The 18,392-nt window shown below is 63.9% G+C and carries 18 protein-coding genes and 1 tRNA gene; 9 read left to right on the top strand and 10 right to left on the bottom strand.

Going from position 1 to position 18,392, the window contains the following annotated elements; genetic code table 11:
• Positions 1-127: 127 nt before the first annotated feature.
• From ACFE8X_RS12770 to ACFE8X_RS12750, 5 genes are all read left to right on the top strand, one after another.
• Positions 128-685, top strand: coding sequence for a sigma-70 family RNA polymerase sigma factor (locus tag ACFE8X_RS12770; RefSeq protein WP_375451860.1), 558 nt, complete (start codon positions 128-130; stop codon positions 683-685).
• On the top strand, positions 682-1,404 hold the full coding sequence (locus ACFE8X_RS12765; RefSeq protein ID WP_375451859.1) for an anti-sigma factor domain-containing protein: 723 nt from the start codon (positions 682-684) through the stop codon (positions 1,402-1,404). The genes ACFE8X_RS12770 and ACFE8X_RS12765 overlap by 4 nt, the downstream gene beginning before the upstream one ends.
• 249 nt (positions 1,405-1,653) lie before the next feature.
• Entirely contained in the window at positions 1,654-2,190 is a 537-nt protein-coding gene (locus ACFE8X_RS12760; RefSeq protein WP_375451893.1) for a fasciclin domain-containing protein, read from the top strand.
• A gap of 178 nt (positions 2,191-2,368) precedes the next feature.
• Positions 2,369-2,869, top strand: a complete 501-nt coding sequence (gene msrB, locus ACFE8X_RS12755) for a peptide-methionine (R)-S-oxide reductase MsrB (protein ID WP_375451858.1) — start codon at positions 2,369-2,371, stop codon at positions 2,867-2,869.
• 75 nt (positions 2,870-2,944) lie between these two features.
• Complete coding sequence (locus tag ACFE8X_RS12750; protein ID WP_375451857.1) at positions 2,945-3,655, top strand: type 1 glutamine amidotransferase; 711 nt, start codon at positions 2,945-2,947, stop codon at positions 3,653-3,655.
• On the opposite strand, the gene yihA is transcribed toward ACFE8X_RS12750, so the two are convergent.
• From yihA to rpmH, 5 genes are all read right to left on the bottom strand, one after another.
• A complete protein-coding gene (gene yihA / locus ACFE8X_RS12745; RefSeq protein WP_375451856.1) occupies positions 3,652-4,296 on the bottom strand; it encodes a ribosome biogenesis GTP-binding protein YihA/YsxC in 645 nt (214 codons plus the stop codon). The two genes, ACFE8X_RS12750 and yihA, sit on opposite strands and share 4 nt — an antisense overlap.
• 92 nt (positions 4,297-4,388) lie before the next feature.
• Positions 4,389-5,198 carry an outer membrane protein gene (locus ACFE8X_RS12740; protein WP_375451855.1) on the bottom strand — a complete coding sequence of 270 codons (810 nt, stop codon included), beginning with the start codon at positions 5,196-5,198 and terminating at the stop codon, positions 4,389-4,391.
• A 165-nt stretch (positions 5,199-5,363) separates the two neighbouring features.
• Positions 5,364-7,202: a membrane protein insertase YidC gene (yidC, locus tag ACFE8X_RS12735; protein ID WP_375451854.1), complete on the bottom strand. Its 1,839-nt coding sequence runs from the start codon at positions 7,200-7,202 to the stop codon at positions 5,364-5,366.
• Positions 7,199-7,597 (bottom strand): ribonuclease P protein component, encoded by a 399-nt coding sequence (gene rnpA / locus ACFE8X_RS12730; protein WP_375451853.1) that lies wholly within the window; start codon positions 7,595-7,597, stop codon positions 7,199-7,201. The genes yidC and rnpA overlap by 4 nt, the downstream gene beginning before the upstream one ends.
• Positions 7,598-7,620: 23 nt before the next feature.
• Positions 7,621-7,755 carry a 50S ribosomal protein L34 gene (rpmH, locus tag ACFE8X_RS12725; RefSeq protein ID WP_299731626.1) on the bottom strand — a complete coding sequence of 45 codons (135 nt, stop codon included), beginning with the start codon at positions 7,753-7,755 and terminating at the stop codon, positions 7,621-7,623.
• Between the two features lie 275 nt (positions 7,756-8,030).
• Here rpmH and ACFE8X_RS12720 point away from each other — a divergent pair, with 275 nt between their 5' ends.
• From ACFE8X_RS12720 to ACFE8X_RS12710, 3 genes are all read left to right on the top strand, one after another.
• Complete coding sequence (locus ACFE8X_RS12720; protein WP_375451852.1) at positions 8,031-9,467, top strand: FAD-dependent oxidoreductase; 1,437 nt, start codon at positions 8,031-8,033, stop codon at positions 9,465-9,467.
• 52 nt (positions 9,468-9,519) lie between these two features.
• Positions 9,520-10,947: an ATP-binding protein gene (locus ACFE8X_RS12715; protein WP_375451851.1), complete on the top strand. Its 1,428-nt coding sequence runs from the start codon at positions 9,520-9,522 to the stop codon at positions 10,945-10,947.
• A gap of 141 nt (positions 10,948-11,088) precedes the next feature.
• Positions 11,089-11,165: transfer RNA gene (locus ACFE8X_RS12710), tRNA-Arg, on the top strand.
• Positions 11,166-11,390: 225 nt separating this feature from the next.
• On the opposite strand, the gene ACFE8X_RS12705 is transcribed toward ACFE8X_RS12710, so the two are convergent.
• The 4 genes from ACFE8X_RS12705 to ACFE8X_RS12690 form a co-directional block, all read right to left on the bottom strand.
• Positions 11,391-12,083, bottom strand: a complete 693-nt coding sequence (locus ACFE8X_RS12705; protein WP_375451850.1) for a L,D-transpeptidase — start codon at positions 12,081-12,083, stop codon at positions 11,391-11,393.
• Between the two features lie 240 nt (positions 12,084-12,323).
• The gene (locus ACFE8X_RS12700) at positions 12,324-12,479 is read right to left on the bottom strand and encodes a hypothetical protein (RefSeq protein ID WP_375451849.1); all 156 of its coding nucleotides are present in this window, start codon (positions 12,477-12,479) and stop codon (positions 12,324-12,326) included.
• A 1-nt stretch (position 12,480) separates the two neighbouring features.
• Positions 12,481-14,139: a hydantoinase B/oxoprolinase family protein gene (locus ACFE8X_RS12695; RefSeq protein WP_375451848.1), complete on the bottom strand. Its 1,659-nt coding sequence runs from the start codon at positions 14,137-14,139 to the stop codon at positions 12,481-12,483.
• Positions 14,136-16,214 carry a hydantoinase/oxoprolinase family protein gene (locus ACFE8X_RS12690; protein WP_375451847.1) on the bottom strand — a complete coding sequence of 693 codons (2,079 nt, stop codon included), beginning with the start codon at positions 16,212-16,214 and terminating at the stop codon, positions 14,136-14,138. Before ACFE8X_RS12690 ends, ACFE8X_RS12695 begins: the two co-directional genes overlap by 4 nt.
• A 202-nt stretch (positions 16,215-16,416) precedes the next feature.
• Between ACFE8X_RS12690 and ACFE8X_RS12685 the strand changes: the two genes are divergently transcribed.
• On the top strand, positions 16,417-17,331 hold the full coding sequence (locus ACFE8X_RS12685) for a dihydrodipicolinate synthase family protein (RefSeq protein ID WP_375451846.1): 915 nt from the start codon (positions 16,417-16,419) through the stop codon (positions 17,329-17,331).
• A gap of 50 nt (positions 17,332-17,381) precedes the next feature.
• Here the strand turns inward: ACFE8X_RS12685 and ACFE8X_RS12680 are convergent, their stop codons facing one another.
• On the bottom strand, positions 17,382-18,386 hold the full coding sequence (locus ACFE8X_RS12680) for a 4-hydroxyproline epimerase (protein WP_375451845.1): 1,005 nt from the start codon (positions 18,384-18,386) through the stop codon (positions 17,382-17,384).
• Positions 18,387-18,392: the final 6 nt, after the last annotated feature.

Raw genomic sequence — 18,392 nt, 5'->3', positions numbered from 1 at the left:
ACGGAACGCGCTTGTCCGATAAAATGATGACGGTTGATCCATTAGCCGCCATAGTCCGTATCGCGCAGGCTCACGATTCCACCGCATCCGGGCAAGGGCGGGGTGTTCAGGGCACAGGAGGCACGCTATGAGTTCGGTCATGCAGCCGCAAAGCCAGGAAATTGCCGATTTGATCGCCCGCTGCGCCCTGCGGGACCGCTCCGCCTTCAGCGCCTTGTATCAAAGGACCAGCGCGAAACTATTCGGCGTGGTCCTGCGTATCTTGAGAGACCGATCCGAAGCCGAAGAGGCCATCCAGGAAGTCTATGTCAAGATCTGGCAGCGCGCCGATCGCTACGTCGCCGGGGGCTATAGCCCCATCAGCTGGCTTGTGGCCGTGGCGCGCAACCACTCCCTCGACGTCCTGCGGGCCCGACGGCCGGTATCGGCCGACATCGACGCGGCGCTCGAAGTGCCCGATTCCGGCCCCAGCCCGGAACGGGCCGCCGAGGACAGCGACGAGCGCGGCCGGATCGATCACTGCCTGGGCACGCTCGAACCCGAGCGCGCCGAAGCGGTCCGGGGCGCCTATCTCGATGGCTATAGCTATGAAGAACTGGCGGCGCGTTACGACGTGCCGCTCAATACGATGCGAACCTGGCTGCGCCGCAGCCTGTTAAAACTCCGGGAATGCCTTTCAGCATGAGCACGAGCGAGCATACCGGTGAAGATCAAGGCGGGCGCAATGCGCTTGTCGCCGAGTATGTGCTTGGCCTGCTGGACACCAGCGAACACGAGCGGATCGGCCGCCTGATCGAGAACGATGCGGCCCTGCGCCGCGAGCGCGATTTCTGGGTGTCGCGCTTTGGCGCGCTCAACCGGGAATACGAGGAAACCGCGGTTCCCGCCCATATTTTCAACGCCATCGAGGCCCGTGCCTTTGGCGATCGCGTCAAGTCGCGTGGCGCGGCCAGTTTCTGGGACAGCCTGATGCTGTGGCGCGCCCTGGCCGGCGGGGCCCTGGCAGTTGCGGTCACGGCGGTCGGCTTCAACCTGCTGCAACCGGCCCAGACCACCGCGAGCCTGGCCAACCAGCTCGTCGCGGCGCTCCAGGAAGATGGCAGCGACGTCAAGTTCGTCGCCCTGTACGATGGCGGCACCGGCATGGTGCGCCTGACCGCCTTGTCGGGCGATGCGGCGGCCGACAAGGATTTCGAGCTCTGGGCCATCCAGGGCGATGGCAAGCCGCGCTCCATGGGCGTGATTGCCGCCCATGCCCGCAGCGAAGTCGGCCTCTCGGCCGAAATCGCCGCCGGCTGGGGCGAAGGCTCGGTTCTGGCCATCACGCTCGAGCCCAAGGGCGGCTCGCCCAGTGGCGATCCGACCGGCCCGGTGATCGCCAAGGGCGCCGTGACCCGGATCTGAAACCTGGTCGGTCAATGCGCATGCCGCCAGCTTAATTGCTTGGCTGCATTGCTGTTTCTGGCGGTTTGATAGACAAGGCTTGCAGGCTTTCCGTCCAGCGCAAGATTTATTTGCGCGATTTCACCGGTCTCTGAAACTTCGGCCTGACGGCTCCGTTACTGTGCGTGTCCCAGACGAACAATGGGAACCAATCACAGGAAGGAACGCATTCAAATGAACATCTCACTTCGCGCTCTCACGCTTGCTGCCATGCTGACCGTAGGCTCGCTTTCGGGCGCTGCCGTGTTCGCTCAGGAAAACCCGATGGTTGGCGGCGCACCCATGCTGGCCGACAAGAACATCATCGAGAATGCCGTGAACTCGGCCGACCACACCACGCTCGTTGCCGCCGTCAAGGCTGCCGGCCTGGTCGAGACCCTGTCGGGCCCCGGCCCGTTCACCGTCCTGGCCCCCGTCAACGCTGCGTTCGACGCCTTGCCCGCTGGCACCGTCGACACGCTGCTGAAGCCGGAAAACAAGGAAATGCTGTCCACCATCTTGGCTTGCCACGTCATTCCTGCCAAGGCCCTGTCGACCGATATCGTTTCGATGGTCGAAGCCGATGGCGGCGAGCATGTCGTTGACACCGTGGGTGGCTGTAAGCTGACCCTCAAGGCCGTTGACGGCAAGGTCACCGTGACCGACGAGAACGGCACCGTTGCCAACGTGACCATCCCCGACGTGATCCAGTCCAATGGCGTGATCCACGTGATCGACGCCGTCCTGACGCCCAAGTCGGCCATGTAACCAAACGCCTCGCCATTTCGAATGGCGTTGCGCCAGAGGGTTCGCGATCCCGCGAACTCTCACCAGATTTTGACGTGCCATTGCCTTGCCCAAGGATTTACAATGGCCGTCAATCGCCCCGCGATCGGACCGCCTCCCTCCGGCATACGAACGCGGGGTCCTTAAAGGGAGCTGACCGATGAACCCCAATCGCCGCACACTTCTTCTCGGTGGCGCCGCCGTGGCCGCGCTGGGTGCCTATGGGCTGCTACGCCCGATGGGGCCGACCGTCGCCAATGCCGCCGAGGGCGATTTTCCCTACAAGCTGAGCGATGCCGAGTGGAAGGCCAAGCTGTCCCCGGACGCCTACGAAATCCTGCGCAATGAAGGCACCGAGCGTCCCTTCACCTCCGAACTGCTCGAGGAACACCGCGCCGGCACCTTCGCCTGTGCCGGCTGCGATCAGCCCCTGTTCAAGTCGGAAACCAAATTCGACAGCGGCACCGGCTGGCCGAGCTTTTACGATTTCATCCCGGCCGCTATCGGCACCACCACGGACTCGACGCTGGGCATGACCCGCACCGAGGTGCACTGCTCCAATTGCGGCGGCCACCAAGGCCACGTCTTCGATGATGGTCCCGAGCCGACCGGCCTGCGCTATTGCATCGACGGCGTGGCGCTCAAGTTCATCGCCGCCTGAGCTTCGTCACGATGCCCTTGCTTTGCGATGCCCTTTGCTGACAATGCAGAGGGCATTGGTTTTGACAGGGTCCTCATGAAGCTCACGATGATCCAGACCGGCGCTGTTCCCAAGCCGCTGCGCCACCGCTTCATGCCCTATCCGCTGATGTTCCAGACCATGTTCGACGCCACCGGCGGCGATTTCAGCTACGAGACCATTGCGGTCTTCGCGGGCGCGCCGCTGCCGGACCCCGCAACGCTGGACGCCATCCTCATCACCGGCTCGGCGGCCGGCGTCTATGAGGATCATGCCTGGCTCGATCCCCTGCGCCAGTTCATCCGCGACGCCTACAGCCACAAAACCGGCATGCTGGGCATTTGCTTTGGTCACCAGATCATGGCCGACGCGCTGGGCGGGGATGTGCGCAAGTCCGACAAGGGCTGGGGCCTGGGCCGGCACCGTTACGCCGTGCAAGGCCGGCACGCTTTCTTGAGCAATGCGCCACCCACGCTCGCCATTGCCTGCTCGCACCAGGATCAGGTGCTGCTGGCGCCGCCGGAAGCCGAGATTATCCTGGCGTCCCCATTCACGCCCCATGCCGGCCTGAGCTATCGCAACGGCGCGGCCCTGAGCCTCCAGGCCCATCCCGAATTTGCCGACGACTATACCGCGGCCCTGGCTGAACTGCGGCGCGGCAAGGCGCCCGATGGGCTGGTGGATACGGCGCTGGCCTCATTAGCCACGCCTTCGAACAGCGCCGACATGGCGCGCTATATCGCCCAGTTCCTGGGAGCCCGCGCTTAGCTTGCCAGCAGCATGGCGATTTCACTGCGCAGATCGCGCAGGCCGTCGCCCTTGACGCTGGAGGTCAGGATCACCTGCGGATGGGCCGCCGGCCGCTTGGCGATCGCGGCTTGCGTCATGGCGATGACTGCGTCCAACTCCGCCTTGAGCGGCTTGTCGGCCTTGGTCAGCACGACCTGGTAGCTGACGGCCGACTTGTCGAGCTCGTTCATGACCGTCAAATCGTTGTCCTTGGGGCCGTGGCGGCCATCGACCAGCACATAGACCCGGCGCAGCGTCTGCCGGCCGGTCAGGTATTGATGGATCAGCTTGGTCCAGGCGCGCACCTTGGGCTCGGGCGCCTTGGCAAAGCCATAGCCGGGCATGTCCACGATGCGCAACTGGGCGCTGGTGCTTTCAAAGATGTTGAGCTCCTGCGTGCGCCCCGGCGTATTGGAGGTGCGCGCCAGCCCCGAAACCCCGCACAAGGCGTTGATCAGCGAGGACTTGCCCACATTGGAGCGACCGGCAAAGGCGATCTCGACCCTGTCCATCGGCGGCAGGTCCGCAAGCTTGACGCAGCCCTTGACGAACACGAACGGCCGCGCGAACAGCAGGCGGCCGGTTTCCACGATCTCGGGTGAATAGTCGGTTTCAGTCATAACGCGCTCATCAAAACAAACTGCCCGCCACAGCGATGCGGCGGGCAGTAGCATAATTGCTGGTGCGAAGCGATGTCGCGCTTCGCCTGAGACTAGAAGTGGAACTTGACCGTTCCCTTGACGGTGTGGAAGTCGAAGATGCGGTCGGAGCCGCGCAGGTCCGAGCCGGCCGGGCTCACATCGTCGAACGGCCCATTGGCATAACGATTGTTGAAATCGTTGTCACCCAGATTGGTATAGGCATATTCGGCGCCGATCGTGATGTTATCGGCAACGCGCGTTTCGATACCAACGCCGACCTGATAGCCGAACTGGATGTCGTCGCCACCAGTGGTGACGCCATTGGGGTTACCCGGCGAGGTGAACGAATTGTCCACATCGGCTGCCGCGAGGCCACCGTGCACATAGGCTAAAACATCGTTGGTGATGAGATATCCGGCGCGCACCCGAGCGGTCGCCAAGGCACCCACTTCGCGCCGTTCGGTATAGTTGACCGGCGTCGTGGAGAAACCCGACTGGCTGTCCGCATAATCGACATAGGCGATGTCGACGATACCGCCGACGACGAACTGGTCGATCTGCAGATCGTACCCGGCTGCGATGCCGCCGGTAATTCCACTGTCGCGCGAGCCCGAAAATGCCACCCCGAACGCTGCCAGAAGCGGCGCCACCAGCGGCTCGTCGAAATTGCCGTCCAGGTCTTGGTCGATCTGCAAGACGCCGGGGTCGGACGGATTGAAGGCTGCGCCGCCGAAAATGCCGACATTAAAGCCGGTCCAGTCGGACACGGCAGCTTCAGCCATCGGCTGGACTGCGGGCGCATCTGCATAAAAGTCGGCGGCAAAGGCAGGCGAGCTTAGGGCGGCACTGGCCAGCAGCAGGGTCGTCAAATGCTTCATCATCAGCCTCCGGGCAAGATATTTTCTATGCCCGGACGATAGGTCAGCGCCCCAGTTTCGCCTCATCACGTTTCGTCAGCAGCCACACTGTTGTCGGCTTTGTGGCGGGAACGACACAATTTGAGCTGTCACGAGCGCAAATTCGCGAGGATTATCAAGTCTTTGTGATCAAGCCTTGGGCGTTTCCACCTTGGGCTTGCGCCTGAAGGTGTCGGCGATATTGCCCAGAAGGTTCACCTCGGCGCCATGGCGCTTCATGATGAACCATTGCTGGGTCACCGACAGGGTATTGTTCCAGGCCCAATAGATCACGAGGCCCGCCGGGAACGTGCCCAGCATGAAGGTGAAGATGACCGGCATGACCGAAAAGATCATCGCCTGGGTGGGGTCCGGCGGCGGCGGGTTGAGCTTCATCTGCACCCACATGGTAATACCCATGATCACCGGCCACACGCCCAGATGCAGGTAATGCCCGATGATCGGCAGCACGGTCGGATCCCAGGGCACGAGACCGAACAGGGTGAAGATATTGGTCGGATCGGGCGCCGCCAGATCCTGGATCCAGCCAAAGAACGGCGCATGGCGCATTTCAAGGCTGATGAAGATGACGGTATAGAGCGCAAAAAACACCGGTATCTGGATCAGCATCGGCCAGCAGCCGCTCAGCGGATTGATCTTTTCGCGCTTGTAGAGGTCCATCATCGCCTGTTGCTGGGCGGGACGGTCTTCCTTGAGGCGCTCCTGGATCGATTTCATTTCCGGCTGGACGCGGCGCATCGCCGCCATCGACTTGTAGGAGCGGTTGGCCAGCGGAAAAAAGATCGCCTTGACCAGCACCGTCACGCACAGCACCGCCACGCCGAAATTGCCGATGATGCTGTAAAGGAACGTCAGCAGGTAGAACATCGGCTTGGTGATGAAATGCAGCCAGCCCCAGTCGATCATCAGCTCGAGCCGATCAAAGCCATATTGCTTTTCGTAAGCCGAGATCACCGCCTCTTCCTTGGCGCCGGCAAAGATATAGCTCTCACTGGTGGCCGTTGCGCCCGCCGCGACCACGACCGGCGTGGTTTCGACATAGCTCGACTGGTAGGTATCCATGGTGCCCGACGGATTGGACCAGGAAAACCTTGCATTGAGCGGCACGCCCGGCTTGGCCAGCACGGCGGTCGCCCAGTATTTGTCGGTAAAGCCCAGCCAGCCCGAGGTCCCCGGCAGATCGATCATCTGATCGTGCTGCATGTCGGTATATTTCTTGGCGACCAGGTTGTTGGACGCCAGCACCCCGGTAGGGCCTTCATGCTGGATGAAGAAATTCTGCACCTTGGGCGTGTCGTGACGCACAACCCGGGCGTAGGCGAACAGCGCCACATCGCCGGCGCCGGTATTTTCCACGCTCTGGCTGACGCTGAACAGATAATGCTGGTCTACCGCAAAGGTGCGGCGGAAGATCAGCCCGGCCCCGTTGTCGAACCTGAGCGTGACCGGAGTGGCCTCGGTCAGGCTGGTATTGGCGCCCTCGACGGTCCACACCGACGCATTGTCCGGCACGGCAACGCTGGCGCCGTTGGCCGGCACCCAGCCCTGCTCGATATAATAGGCGTTGGGCACGCCCGAGGGCGTCAGCAGCGTGATGATGGGGGAACCGGGATCGACCGTCTCCTGGTACTGCTTGAGTTCGAGATCATCCAGCCGCGCCCCGGTCAGGTTGATCGAGCCGGCCAGATCCTCGGTATTGATGCTCACGCGCTGGGTTGCCGCGATCGCCGCGGCACGGTCGGGATAAACCGCATTGCCGGCGGCTGCCTGGACGGCGCCGGGCGTGCCCGCGGGCGTGACGGCACTTGGGGTCGCCAGGGCGGCATCGGCCGACGCCTGCTGGGCAGCGGCGATTTCCTGCTGCTGCTGGGCCCGTTGCAACTGCGGGCCCGCCACGAGAAATTGCCAACCGAACAGCACGATCATGCTGAGCACGATGGCGATGATCACATTGCGATTGTCTGTCATGGGCGAGTGTTCCGATGGCCGGCACGGCCGGGCGTATGAGGCTTGTCGCCGCTGCCTTTGCTGTGCACGCGCGCAATGCAAAAGGCCAGATCGGCGACCAGACGGTCGAACTTTTGCTCCAGCGCTTCGCGCCGGCCCACCAGCACATAATCATGGCCGGGGGCAAAGTCACCGGCACACGCTGTCACAGCTGCGCGAAGGCGGCGCTTGATGCGGTTGCGCTCGGGCGAATTACCCGACTTCTTGGTCACCGTGAACCCGACGCCCGGATCGCTCTCGCGGCTCGTGATGGCCTGCAGGCCAAACGCAGAGCGCCCGGCGCGAATGCCCCGGGCGGCCCGAACGAATTGGGAGCGCTTTTTCAACCGGCGCAGAGCGATGCCCGCTTGTGCCATGGCCGGCATCCGGCCAGTCCGCCTCAGGCTGAGAGCTTCTTGCGGCCGTCGCGGCGACGCTTGTTCAGGATCGCCCGGCCGTCCTTGGTGGCCATGCGGGCACGAAAACCGTGGCGGCGGGCACGCACGAGCTGGCTGGGCTGGTATGTACGCTTCATGACATCAGACCGCGCTTGCGCCCGGTTCCTCTTAATTGGCTCTGCTTGCGCAAGACTGTGGCAGCCGTCGAGCTGACTCGGACGCTGCGGGTTGCGCGGTCTATAGGCAAAACGCCGCCTCAAGTCAACGCATCCCAAGCGGTTGGCGGGATCAATCGGACGGCGCAACTGGGCTGTCCCCCCGACAAACAGGTGCAAGCCCGGCGCGCGCGATTGTCATCGTCGGCGCTATTGCTCATAAGAGCGCAATCGAACTCTTTGCGGCCCCGGCGGACATGGCGGATATCATCAAGCCCGATCTGTGCATCGTCGGTGCCGGCGCACCCGGCATTGCCCTGGCCATGGCGGCGCGCGCCCATGGCGCCGGCGTCGTGCTGCTCGATACCGGCAGCCCCGGCGACAGCCTGCGGGCCGGGCCGGTGCCAATGGCCGCTCTGTCCGCGGCCGCCGCCCATGCCCAGGCGCTGCGCCACGCCGCCGCGTTCGGCATGGTCGGCGGCGAGCCCAAGCCCAATTTCCGCGGCGTGCACGATCATGTCCAATCGGTGATCGCTGCCATCGCCCCGCGCGAAACGCCCGAGCGATTGCGCGCGCTCGGCATCGACCTGCGGCTCGGACCGGCGTCCTTTCTCGACAAGCGTACGCTGCAGGCCGGCGACGTGCTGGTGCGGGCGCGACGCTTCGTTCTGGCCACCGGCTCGCGACCGATCGTGCCGCCTCTGGCCAATCTCGACCAGGTGGCGTTCTTCACCGCCGACACGATCTGGGCCAATGCCTATAAGCTCTCCCATCTGGTGGTTCTGGGCGGCAGTGCCACGGCGCTGCAATTCGCCCAGGCCTATCGGCGCCTCGGCTGCGACGTCAGCATCATCGAGGCGTCCGCCGCCCTGGCCGACATCGATCCCGAACTGGCCGCCATCGCCCTGCGCAAATTGCGCGAGGAAGGTGTCGTCATCCACGAGCGCAGCCAGGCCCTCGAAGTCTTGCCGCGCAGCCAGGGGATCGGTCTGCGCATCCGCCAAACCGATGGCGCCGAAACGACACTCGATGCGTCCCATATCCTGGTCGCGCTGGGCCGTAAGCCAGACTTTAGCGGCCTGGCGCTCGACAAGGCGGGCATTCGCTTCGAACGGGCGCGCGACGACCGGCTGATGCTGCGGCCCCATCTGCTGACCACCAATGGCCGTGTCCATGTTATCGGCGAGGCCGCCGGCGGCCTGCCGTCGCTGCAGGCCGCCCGCCACGACGCCCACAGGGTCATGGAATATGCCCTGTTCCGCCGGGCGCCCAAACCCATGGCCGGGGCGGTCGCCAGCGTGGTGTTCACCGATCCGCAATTGGCGCAGGTGGGGTTGAGCGAGACCGAGGCGCGGCAGCGCTTCAAATCCGGCTATGTCGTCCTGCGCGCCAGCTTTGCCGAAAACGCTCGCGCCATCGCCACCCGCCGCATCGAGGGCAGCGCCAAACTGATCACCGACCCCAGGGGGATCATCCTGGGTATCGCGATCGCCGGCCCCGAAGCGGGCGAACTGGTCGCGCTCTTCGGCCTGGCCATCCGCCGCGCCATTGCCGTGCCGGATCTGGCCGATCTGGCGCTGCCCGATCCGAGCTTTTCCGCCATTATCGGCCATCTGGTCGCCGCCTGGCACGAGCAGGCCGGGCCCGAGCACTGGCGCCAGCGCCGGCTGGCCCTGGTCAGGCGCTTGCCCTGACCTGCGGGGCAGGGGCTTCCGCAAACCCGCGCTTGCCCTATATTGGCCTGACATGACAGCCGAACCCCGCTTTTTGCCCGGCCGCTTCTCCGGGCTGTCGATCAAGCTGATCGCCACGATCATCGCGGTGATCTTTGCCGTCGAAATCGTGGTTTTCCTGCCCTCCATCGCCAATTACCGGGCCAGCTGGCTCGACGACCGCCTGCGGGTCGGCGTGGTCGCGGCACGGGTGCTCGACGCGGTTCCCGATGTCATGGCCATTCCGCGCAACCTGACCGACCGCCTGCTCAATTCGGCCGGCGCCGACGCCATCGTCTATCGCCGCGAGGGCCAGAGCCAGCTGATCGAACTGGCCGATGCGCAAACCCCCACCGTCGCGGTTACCGCCGACATGCGCCTGCGCGATCCGATGACGCTGATCGCCGGCGCCATCGATACCCTGCTCGGCGGCGGCGGGCGCACCCTGCGCATCGTGGGGGAGGGGGATCTCAATTCCAGCCTCGTCGAGCTGTTGATGTCCGAGCGGCCGCTGCGGCGCGACGTCTTCGCCTATTCGCGCGATTTCTTCCTGATCTCGCTGATCATCGCCGCCATCACCGCGGTGACGCTCTACGTGCTGGTCAGCCGGCTGTTCATCCGGCCGGTGCGGCGCCTGACCGAGAACATGCTGGCCTATCGGCAGGCCCCCGAAAATGCCAGCCTGATCATCATTCCGTCCCAGCGGCGCGATGAAATCGGCATCGTCGAGCGCGAACTGGGCGCCATGGAGCAGGACCTGTTCTCCATGCTTCGCCAGCGCCGGCACCTGGCTGATCTGGGGCTTGCCGTCGCCAAGATCAACCACGATCTGCGCAATACCCTGACCTCGGCGCAATTGCTCTCCGACCAGGTGGCGACGCTGGACGATCCCGAGGTGCAGCGGCTGGCCCCGCGCCTGGTCACGACGCTGGACAAGGCCATCGGCTTTGCCCAGTCGGTGCTCGATTACGGCCGCGAAAGCGCCGCCCCGCCGGTGCCCGGCCCGGTGGATTTGCGTAGCCTGATCGAGGATGCCGCGTTCGATGCGCGCCTCGTGGGCCATCCGTCCATTGCCTTCAGCAACGGCGCGCCCGAGCGCCTGCGCATCAATGTCGACGCCGCCCAATTGGCCCGCGTCTTCGTCAACCTCCTCAAGAATGCGCGCGAAGCGCTGGAGGCAGTAACGGCGCCCGTTGCCGCGCCCGCAGTGCGGGTCGAGGTGAGCCGCAGCGACGCCGGCCTCACCATCGCTGTTCTCGACAACGGCCCCGGCCTGCCGCCGCGCGCCCGCGCCAACCTGTTCGTCGCCTTCGAGGGTTCGGCTCGCGCCGGCGGCACCGGCCTGGGGCTCGCCATCGCCCGCGAACAGGTGGAAGCCCATGGCGGGCAGTTGCAATGGATCGAACAGCCGGCGGGCACCAGGTTCGAAGTGACGCTGCCCGCCAGCACCGTGCTGGCGTGACGCCGGTCCTTGTCGCAGGACTGACATTTATGGCCCGGTCACGCTTGCCAACGCCGGTGGGCCGCTGTATGGGTTGCCCCGCTTCACGCGGGACTGGCCCAAGCCGACCGCATGACCGCTTTCCGGTCCACCCGGACGTGCGCGCCCTTAGCTCAGCTGGATAGAGCACCAGACTACGAATCTGGGGGTCAGGAGTTCGAATCTCTTAGGGCGCGCCATTTCTTTCAGGACATTGATATCGAACGGATTTTCCGTCTTTGAGAGAATGTGAATGCGTGCTTGCTCCACGCAGCTGTCCAAAGCGGGCCTGGCAGCACTCCACCCCTTGCCGCCAGCGCGGCGTGTTGACAGACGAGCAGCTTTGGGAACGATGAGGTTGGTTCGCGAGCGATCGGAATTGGGGCGCATTGGCGACGCCCACGGCGGCAAGTCTGGACGAGCAGCTAAGCTTGCAGAACGATAACCTTGGTATTGACCGCGGTCTTCTCGTAAAGATCGACCATGTCCTGCGTCAGCAGGCCCACGCAGCCGCTTGAAATACCGCGACCGATCGTCTCCGGCATGATCGTGCTGTATATGGTGTACAGCGTGTAGGCGCCGTTCTGGTAGAGATAGAGGGTTCTGGCGCCCAAGGGATTATCCAGGCCGGGGGCCATGCCATTGGCGTAGGGTGCCGCTTCGGGCTGCCGCGCAATCATCTCCTTGGGCGGCGTCCAGATCGGCCATTCTGCCTTGCGGCCGATATAGGCTTCGCCGCTCCAGAGGAAACCCGCTCGCCCCACATTGGCGCCATAGCGGGTGGCGTAGCCGCCCCCTTCGATGCGGTAGACATAATAGCGGCGGGGATCGACAATGATGGTGCCGACCGCTTCATCTGAACTGTAGCGCACCCGTTGCCGCAAATACTTCGGGTTGACCTTGTCGATGTTGACCGCCGGCACGGGAAACCGCTCATCGGGAAGCGGTCCATAGACCCGCTCGGCCTCGGCTCGGCTCATTCCGCCGGTCGCCACGCATCCGGCCAATCCGAGCGCGCCAAACGCGGCCAGGCCGGCCAGGAACGATCTGCGGCTGAAGTCATCGGCTTGCGCCGTGGTGCAACTGACCGCGCCCTGGCTTGCATCAATCGAGATCATCGTGGCTCACTCCCTGGCGCTACGCGACAGACTGTTCCAGCACGATGGCGTTGGCAACCCGCAACAACAGGAAAATGACGTCGCTTCACCCGCGCCCAGCGGTCTTTCAGCGCAATGTCCGCTTTAGGAACTCGCCGGCGCAACCTGAATGATCGTATTGAGGCGCAAAGCAGTCGTTCGGTGGCAGCGGGGAAAGAAATTTCCCAATGAGGGCAAGGCCAATCCATGTCGCTTCGGGCGCTATTTGGCATGGATGCGTTCCTGCCGCTGGCGGCACACCATGATGATGGCCGAGCAAATCGCCTTGGCCTGATCCGGCCCGGTCACCACGGCTGGCGACGCCTGATCTTGCCTGCGGCCTGCGACGGTGCCGGAAAGTTCCAGCGCTGACCTCATGTCATGGCTCGACGCCATAAATCCCGGCTGCCGTCTCCGCGTCGATGTAGCCGTTGCGCAGGTCGCGCCGCACCAGGCTCTCGGCGCGGTCGGCCGCCATGCCGAACCCGCCCCCCACCCCGGTCACCACATGGACCACGTCGCCTTTGCCCAACGCGACATTGGTCGCAAAGCTGTAGCGTTCGGCAGGCTTGCCGGGGCGCAGCACTTCAACGAAGTTGGGCGAGCCGTCCTCGCCGCCATTCTGGCCCCAGGGCGGAATGCGCGAGCGGGTATAGCCGACACTGAGGAAATTATCGTCGGCGCGCACCCGGTACCGCACGGAAATGCCCTTGCCGCCGCGCCATTGCCCATGTCCGCCCGTGGCAGGGTTGAGCGCCAGCTCATCGACATGCAGGCCATAGCGGGCCTCCGCCACTTCGGCCGGGCAGTTGAAGGTATCCCCGTGAAAGCCCGAAAAGATCGCGCTATTGCCATCACGCCCCCGCTCGGCGCCCCATCCCCCCAGCTGCGGCTCGACAATGGTGTAATGGCGCGCCGTATCGGGATGCTTGCCCCCGATCACGGTGCCGCAGATCGACGCGAAGTTGCCCGCCGGGATGACGCCGGGAAAGTGGTGCGCGAGGCACCGCAGGATCAAATCGAACAAGCGGATTTCGACCTCGGAATAATAGCCCAAGGCACCTGGTTCAACCACGTGAAACACCGAGCCGGGCCGCGTCAACAGCTTGAGCGGGCGGAAAAAGCCGCCATTGCCCGGCGCCTGGGTGTCGGTAAAGGCCTTGAACGCCAGCTGTGCGGAAATCTCGACCCCCTCGCGGCTCGAATTGCTCGACCCCTTCTGGTCGGGGTTGTCGCGCAGATCGATGCTGAAGGCGTCCTCGGTGATCTCGATGACGATCTTGTGGATCGCGCCATCGTCCTGCTCTTCCTCGAAGGGATAGACACCCTTTCTCAGCCTGGCGAGGGCCGCCTGGGCGCGGCGTTCGCCCAGATCCATGAAGTCGGCCACGGCGGCAGTGAATGTTTCGGCGCCATACTTGTCCACCATTTCAAGGATGCGGCGCTCGCCGATGCGAACGCCGGCAATGCCGGCCCACAGATCCCCCCGCAGGAACTCGGGCAGCCTGGTATTGACATAAAGAATGTCGAACACCGCCTGGTTGGGCACGCCCGCATCGATCAGCTTGACGGCCGGAATGCGCACCCCTTCCTGAAAGATTTCGGTGGCGTCAGACGACATCGAGCCCGGCACCATGCCGCCGACATCGTTCCAATGGGCGATATTGGCCGTCCAGGCCACGATCTTGCCATCGGCAAACACCGGCATGGCCAGGATCATGTCGTTGAGATGGGTCACCCCGCCCCAATAGGGATCGTTGGAAGCGAACAGGTCGCCCGGCTTGACGGTGGCGACCGGATGCTTTTCGATCATCCGCTTGACCGCCTTGTCGAGCACGCCGACGAAGGCGGGAATGCCCGCTCCCGACGCCGCGATTTCGCCATTGGCGTCGCAGATGCCGGTGCCCAGGTCGAGCACTTCGTAGATGATGGCGCTCATCGAGGTCTTGCGCTGGGCCGCAAACATTTCGTCGGCAACCGCTTCCAGACCGTTCTGGATGATATCGAAGGTCACGGGATCGAAGGTGACGGTGCTCATGCGGATCGGCCCCCGATGGTGATATGCGTATTGCCGAAATCGTCGATCGAAACCCCATTGTCGGGATGGATGACGATGGTCGTGCCGGGATCCTCGATCACCGCAGGCCCATCAAAGCGCATGCCGGGCTCCAGCTGTTCGGCATTGTAGATGATGGCCTGGTGCACGCCTTCGGTGGCGTAATCGACAAGGCGCGTGCCCTTGATGGCATCCTGGAGCACGGCGCCCGTGCGCGGTTGCGGCAGCATTTGCAGCTTGCCCACTTCGGCCGAAGCGATCAGGTGCACGCCCACGATCTCGACCGGCGTGTCCAGCCGATAGGTATATTCGCGCTCGTAGATCTCGTGAAAGTCCTGCGCAAGTTGGGCCAGGCAGGCAGCATCGATAGTCCCGGCGACCAGCGGCACTTCGACCGAATGCTCCTGGTTGCGATAGCGCACCTTGACCAGGGGCTGCAGCTTGACGGCCTCAGCGGCCACCGCCTCCTTGCCGAATTGCGCCATGGCATGCGCGCCCATTTCCGAAACCAGGCCATCGAGACCGGCCACATCGGTGCCGTCCATCAGCCGCGTCACGAAATAGTCGCGCCGCAGGTCGCTCATCATCATGCCCCAGGCCGAAAACACCGGCGCACCCCGCGGCACGACGACTTTGCCGACCCCCAGTTCCTGCCCCAGCGCCACGCCATGCATGGCCCCGCCGCCACCGAAGACGACCAGGGTAAAATCGCGCGGATCATAGCCGCGGTTCAGCGATACCAGCTTGAGCGCATTGACCATATTGGCATTGGCGATGCGCACGATGCCGCGGGCGGCCTCCTGCTGGCTGACGCCCAGTCTGTCGGCCAGTGCCCCCAGGGATGCATCGACGGCTTCCATGTCGGCGATCATCGCGCCGCCGCAGAAATAATCGCGATTGATGCGGCCGAGCGCCAGATTGGCATCGGTCGTGGTGACATCAAGGCCTCCCCTGCCATAGGCGGCAGGACCGGGCACGGCACCCGCCGATTGCGGACCGACATGCAGCTTGCCGAAATCATCGACCCAGGCGATCGAGCCGCCGCCATTGCCGATTTCAACCAGGTCGACCACGGGCACCATGATCGGATAGCCGGCGCTTTTGCGGTCGCGCTCGATCCAGTAGTCGGTCTTGATGCTGACCTGGCCGTTTTCGATCAGCGAACATTTGGCCGTGGTGCCGCCAATGTCGAGGGCCAGCACATTGGGCTCGCCGATGATCCGGCCCAATTCGGCGGCGCCCCAGAAACCCGATGCTGGACCCGACTCCACCATGGTGATCGGAATGGCCTTGGTGGAGGCAAGCGAATCGACGCCGCAATTGGACTGCATGATATAGAGCGGACCCCCGTAGCCGCCGCCGCGAAGGCCGGTTTCCAGCCGCTCCAGATAGCGCTCGGCCGTCGGCTGCACATAGGCCGAGAGCACCGTGGTGCTGGTGCGCTCGTATTCGCGCCATTCGCGGGTGATCTGGTGCGAAGCCACCACGGCGATCTCGGGCCAGAGCCGGCGAATTTCGGCAATAACGGCTTTTTCGTGCGCCGGGTTGGCATAGGCATGGATCAGGCAGATCGCGATCGCCTGCACGCCATCGGCCTTGAAGCCATCGATGATGGCCGGCAGGCCCGACAGGTCCAGCGCCACCGTTTCGCTGCCGCGATAATCCATGCGGCCGGCAATCTCTTGGCGCAGATAGCGCTCGACGAACGGCGCGGGCTTCTCATAGGAGAGATTGAAGAAGTCGGGGCGATTGCCGCGGGCAATTTCCAGAACGTCGCGGAAGCCCGCCGTCGTGATCAGCGCCGTATGGGCGCCCTTGCGCTCGGTCAGGGCGTTGATGACGACGGTCGTGCCATGGGCGAAAAACGAGATTTCGGCGAGCGACAGGCCCGCTTTCTCGATAACGTTCAGTACGCCCTGCTCGAAATCGGGCGGCGTGGTATCGGACTTTTCGGTTCGCACCGTCTGGCGGCCGGTGGTCCTGTCGGTTTCGAAATAGACCAGATCGGTGAAGGTGCCGCCCACATCGGTCGCCATTCGGCTGATCGTTTCGCTCATGACGAGATTGCCCCAAAACCGGTTCCGGCCGCGCACAGCAATTTGCGCCGCCCCTGGTTTGCCAGGTTATTTTACATCCAAACTGTCGACAATAAGGGCAGGGACACTTTCCCGACGGTTCGCCCTAACTTTGCTGTCGACAAACTAAATACATCAGACTAGGGGTGAATGGAATGACCTGGTTTGCGACCAAGAGGAAACGATGCAGAAAAGCGATTTTCGCGGTGTCTTGCCGGCGATCACCACCAAGATGACGCCGGACCAGCAGGTCGATTTCGGTGGCGTGCGTGCCGATGTGATCTTCCAGCGCGACGCCGGCGTCGATGCCGTGGTGGTCTGCGGCTCGCTGGGCGAGGCGTCCAGCCTGACTCGCGCCGAAAAGCTCGAGATCGCCAGGGTCGCCATCGACGCCGCGGCTGGCCGCGTGCCGATCATCCTGACCATTGCCGAGGACTCCACCGCTGCCGGCGCCAGCCTTGCCGCCGAAGCGCAGACCATCGGCGTCGAGGGCCTGATGGTCCTGCCCGCCATGCGCTATCTTGCCGACGATCGCGAAGTCGTCGCCCATTACCGGGCGATTGCCGCAGTATCGGCGCTGCCGATCATCGTCTACAACAATCCCATCGCCTATGGCATCAACATCACCGCCGCCATGCTGCGCGAAATGGCCGACGAGCCTAAATTCGTCGCCATCAAGGAATCGACCGGCGATACCCGCCGCATCAACGAGACCATCGCTGCCTTCGGCGACCGCTATCACCTGCTGACCGGCGTTGACGATCTGGCGCTCGAAAGCCTGGTGCTGGGTTGCGTTGGCTGGATTGCCGGCCTGGTCGTGGCCTTTCCCCGGGAAACCGTGGCGATCTACCAGCTGGTTCAGGACGGTCGCATCAACGAGGCATTGGAAATCTATCGCTGGTTCCTGCCCCTGCTGCATCTCGATATCGGGCCTAAATTCGTCCAGAACATCAAGCTGGCCGAAGCCATCGTGCGCGGAACCTCGCCCGTCGTGCGCCAGCCGCGTCTCGAACTGGTCGGCGCCGACGCGCAGGCGGTGCGCAGTGTGGTCGAGACCGGGCTCAAGCATCGTCCGGACCTGGCCAAATACGGCTTCTGATCGCCTGCATCTCGTGGCCGCACCCGGTGATCCGCCGTACTGCCGCAGCGTCAGGACACGGTAAAACCTTTGACGAACGGGTCGCGATCATCGAGGAAGATCGTGTTGTAGCCCGTCATCCAGGCCTGGCCGGCAATGGACGGCACGATGGCATCGAAATCGCCGACCTTGGTCGCGGCCTCCACCTTGCCGTGGAACAGGCTGCCGATGATGGACTCGTGCACGAAGCTGTCGCCGACCTGCAACTGGCCCCTGCCTACCTTCTGCGCCAGGCGCGCCGAGGTGCCGGTGCCGCAGGGCGAGCGATCGATGGCCTTCTCGCCGTAAAACACCGCATTGCGCCCATCGGCGTCCGGATGGCGCGGCGCGCCGGTCCACATCACGTGGCGCAGCGAATTGATCGTGGGAAATTCGGGATGCTGGAACGTGTATTGCTCCCCGATCAGGCGGCGGGCGATGGGCGATAGCTGCTGGATGTCGAACGCGGTGAACTGGCTCATGTCCGAAAAGCCCTGCTGGGGCTCGAAGATCGCGTAGAAATTGCCGCCATAGGCGACGTCGAACCGCAGGGGGCCCAGGCCCGGCAGATCGATCTGCAGGTCCTGCGCGTAAAGGAACGAGGGCACGTTGGTGATTTTGACCTGCGTGACATGGCCGGCATCGTCCATGTCATAGCGGGCTTCGATCACCCCCGCCGGCACTTCCAGCCGCAGCCGGCCGGGCACCTTTGACCGGACCAGCCCCTCCTCGATCATCACCGTGACGGTCCCGATCGTGCCATGCCCGCACATGGGCAGGCAGCCCGAGGTTTCGATGAACAGGATCGAGGCATCCATGTCGTCGCGCAAGGCCGGATACAGGATCGATCCGGACATCACGTCATGGCCGCGTGGCTCGAACATCAGCCCGGTGCGGATCCAGTCATATTCCGCCAGGAAATGCTCGCGCCGGGCATTCATGGTGTCCCCGACCAGATCGGGGCCGCCTCCCGTCACCACCCGCACGGGATTGCCGCAGGTATGCGCATCGACGCAGAAAAAACTCTTCTTAGCCATGGGGGA

Origin of the sequence: uncultured Devosia sp., assembly GCF_964244875.1 — a bacterium.
In the GTDB taxonomy this organism is placed as follows: domain Bacteria; phylum Pseudomonadota; class Alphaproteobacteria; order Rhizobiales; family Devosiaceae; genus Devosia.
The sequence above is the reverse complement of the archived record's forward strand: the minus strand, read 5'-3'. Positions and strand labels throughout refer to the sequence as shown.

What these genes read in the sequence shown, in the direction of transcription:
- ACFE8X_RS12770 (WP_375451860.1), top strand. Translation starts at nt 128, where the DNA reads ATGAGTTCGGTCATGCAGCCGCAAAGCCAGGAAATTGCCGATTTGATC.
- ACFE8X_RS12765 (WP_375451859.1), top strand. Translation starts at nt 682, where the DNA reads ATGAGCACGAGCGAGCATACCGGTGAAGATCAAGGCGGGCGCAATGCG.
- ACFE8X_RS12760 (WP_375451893.1), top strand. Translation starts at nt 1,654, where the DNA reads ATGCTGACCGTAGGCTCGCTTTCGGGCGCTGCCGTGTTCGCTCAGGAA.
- msrB (WP_375451858.1), top strand. Translation starts at nt 2,369, where the DNA reads ATGAACCCCAATCGCCGCACACTTCTTCTCGGTGGCGCCGCCGTGGCC.
- ACFE8X_RS12750 (WP_375451857.1), top strand. Translation starts at nt 2,945, where the DNA reads ATGAAGCTCACGATGATCCAGACCGGCGCTGTTCCCAAGCCGCTGCGC.
- yihA (WP_375451856.1), bottom strand. Translation starts at nt 4,296, where the DNA reads ATGACTGAAACCGACTATTCACCCGAGATCGTGGAAACCGGCCGCCTG.
- ACFE8X_RS12740 (WP_375451855.1), bottom strand. Translation starts at nt 5,198, where the DNA reads ATGATGAAGCATTTGACGACCCTGCTGCTGGCCAGTGCCGCCCTAAGC.
- yidC (WP_375451854.1), bottom strand. Translation starts at nt 7,202, where the DNA reads ATGACAGACAATCGCAATGTGATCATCGCCATCGTGCTCAGCATGATC.
- rnpA (WP_375451853.1), bottom strand. Translation starts at nt 7,597, where the DNA reads ATGGCACAAGCGGGCATCGCTCTGCGCCGGTTGAAAAAGCGCTCCCAA.
- rpmH (WP_299731626.1), bottom strand. Translation starts at nt 7,755, where the DNA reads ATGAAGCGTACATACCAGCCCAGCCAGCTCGTGCGTGCCCGCCGCCAC.
- ACFE8X_RS12720 (WP_375451852.1), top strand. Translation starts at nt 8,031, where the DNA reads ATGGCGGATATCATCAAGCCCGATCTGTGCATCGTCGGTGCCGGCGCA.
- ACFE8X_RS12715 (WP_375451851.1), top strand. Translation starts at nt 9,520, where the DNA reads ATGACAGCCGAACCCCGCTTTTTGCCCGGCCGCTTCTCCGGGCTGTCG.
- ACFE8X_RS12705 (WP_375451850.1), bottom strand. Translation starts at nt 12,083, where the DNA reads ATGATCTCGATTGATGCAAGCCAGGGCGCGGTCAGTTGCACCACGGCG.
- ACFE8X_RS12700 (WP_375451849.1), bottom strand. Translation starts at nt 12,479, where the DNA reads ATGAGGTCAGCGCTGGAACTTTCCGGCACCGTCGCAGGCCGCAGGCAA.
- ACFE8X_RS12695 (WP_375451848.1), bottom strand. Translation starts at nt 14,139, where the DNA reads ATGAGCACCGTCACCTTCGATCCCGTGACCTTCGATATCATCCAGAAC.
- ACFE8X_RS12690 (WP_375451847.1), bottom strand. Translation starts at nt 16,214, where the DNA reads ATGAGCGAAACGATCAGCCGAATGGCGACCGATGTGGGCGGCACCTTC.
- ACFE8X_RS12685 (WP_375451846.1), top strand. Translation starts at nt 16,417, where the DNA reads ATGCAGAAAAGCGATTTTCGCGGTGTCTTGCCGGCGATCACCACCAAG.
- ACFE8X_RS12680 (WP_375451845.1), bottom strand. Translation starts at nt 18,386, where the DNA reads ATGGCTAAGAAGAGTTTTTTCTGCGTCGATGCGCATACCTGCGGCAAT.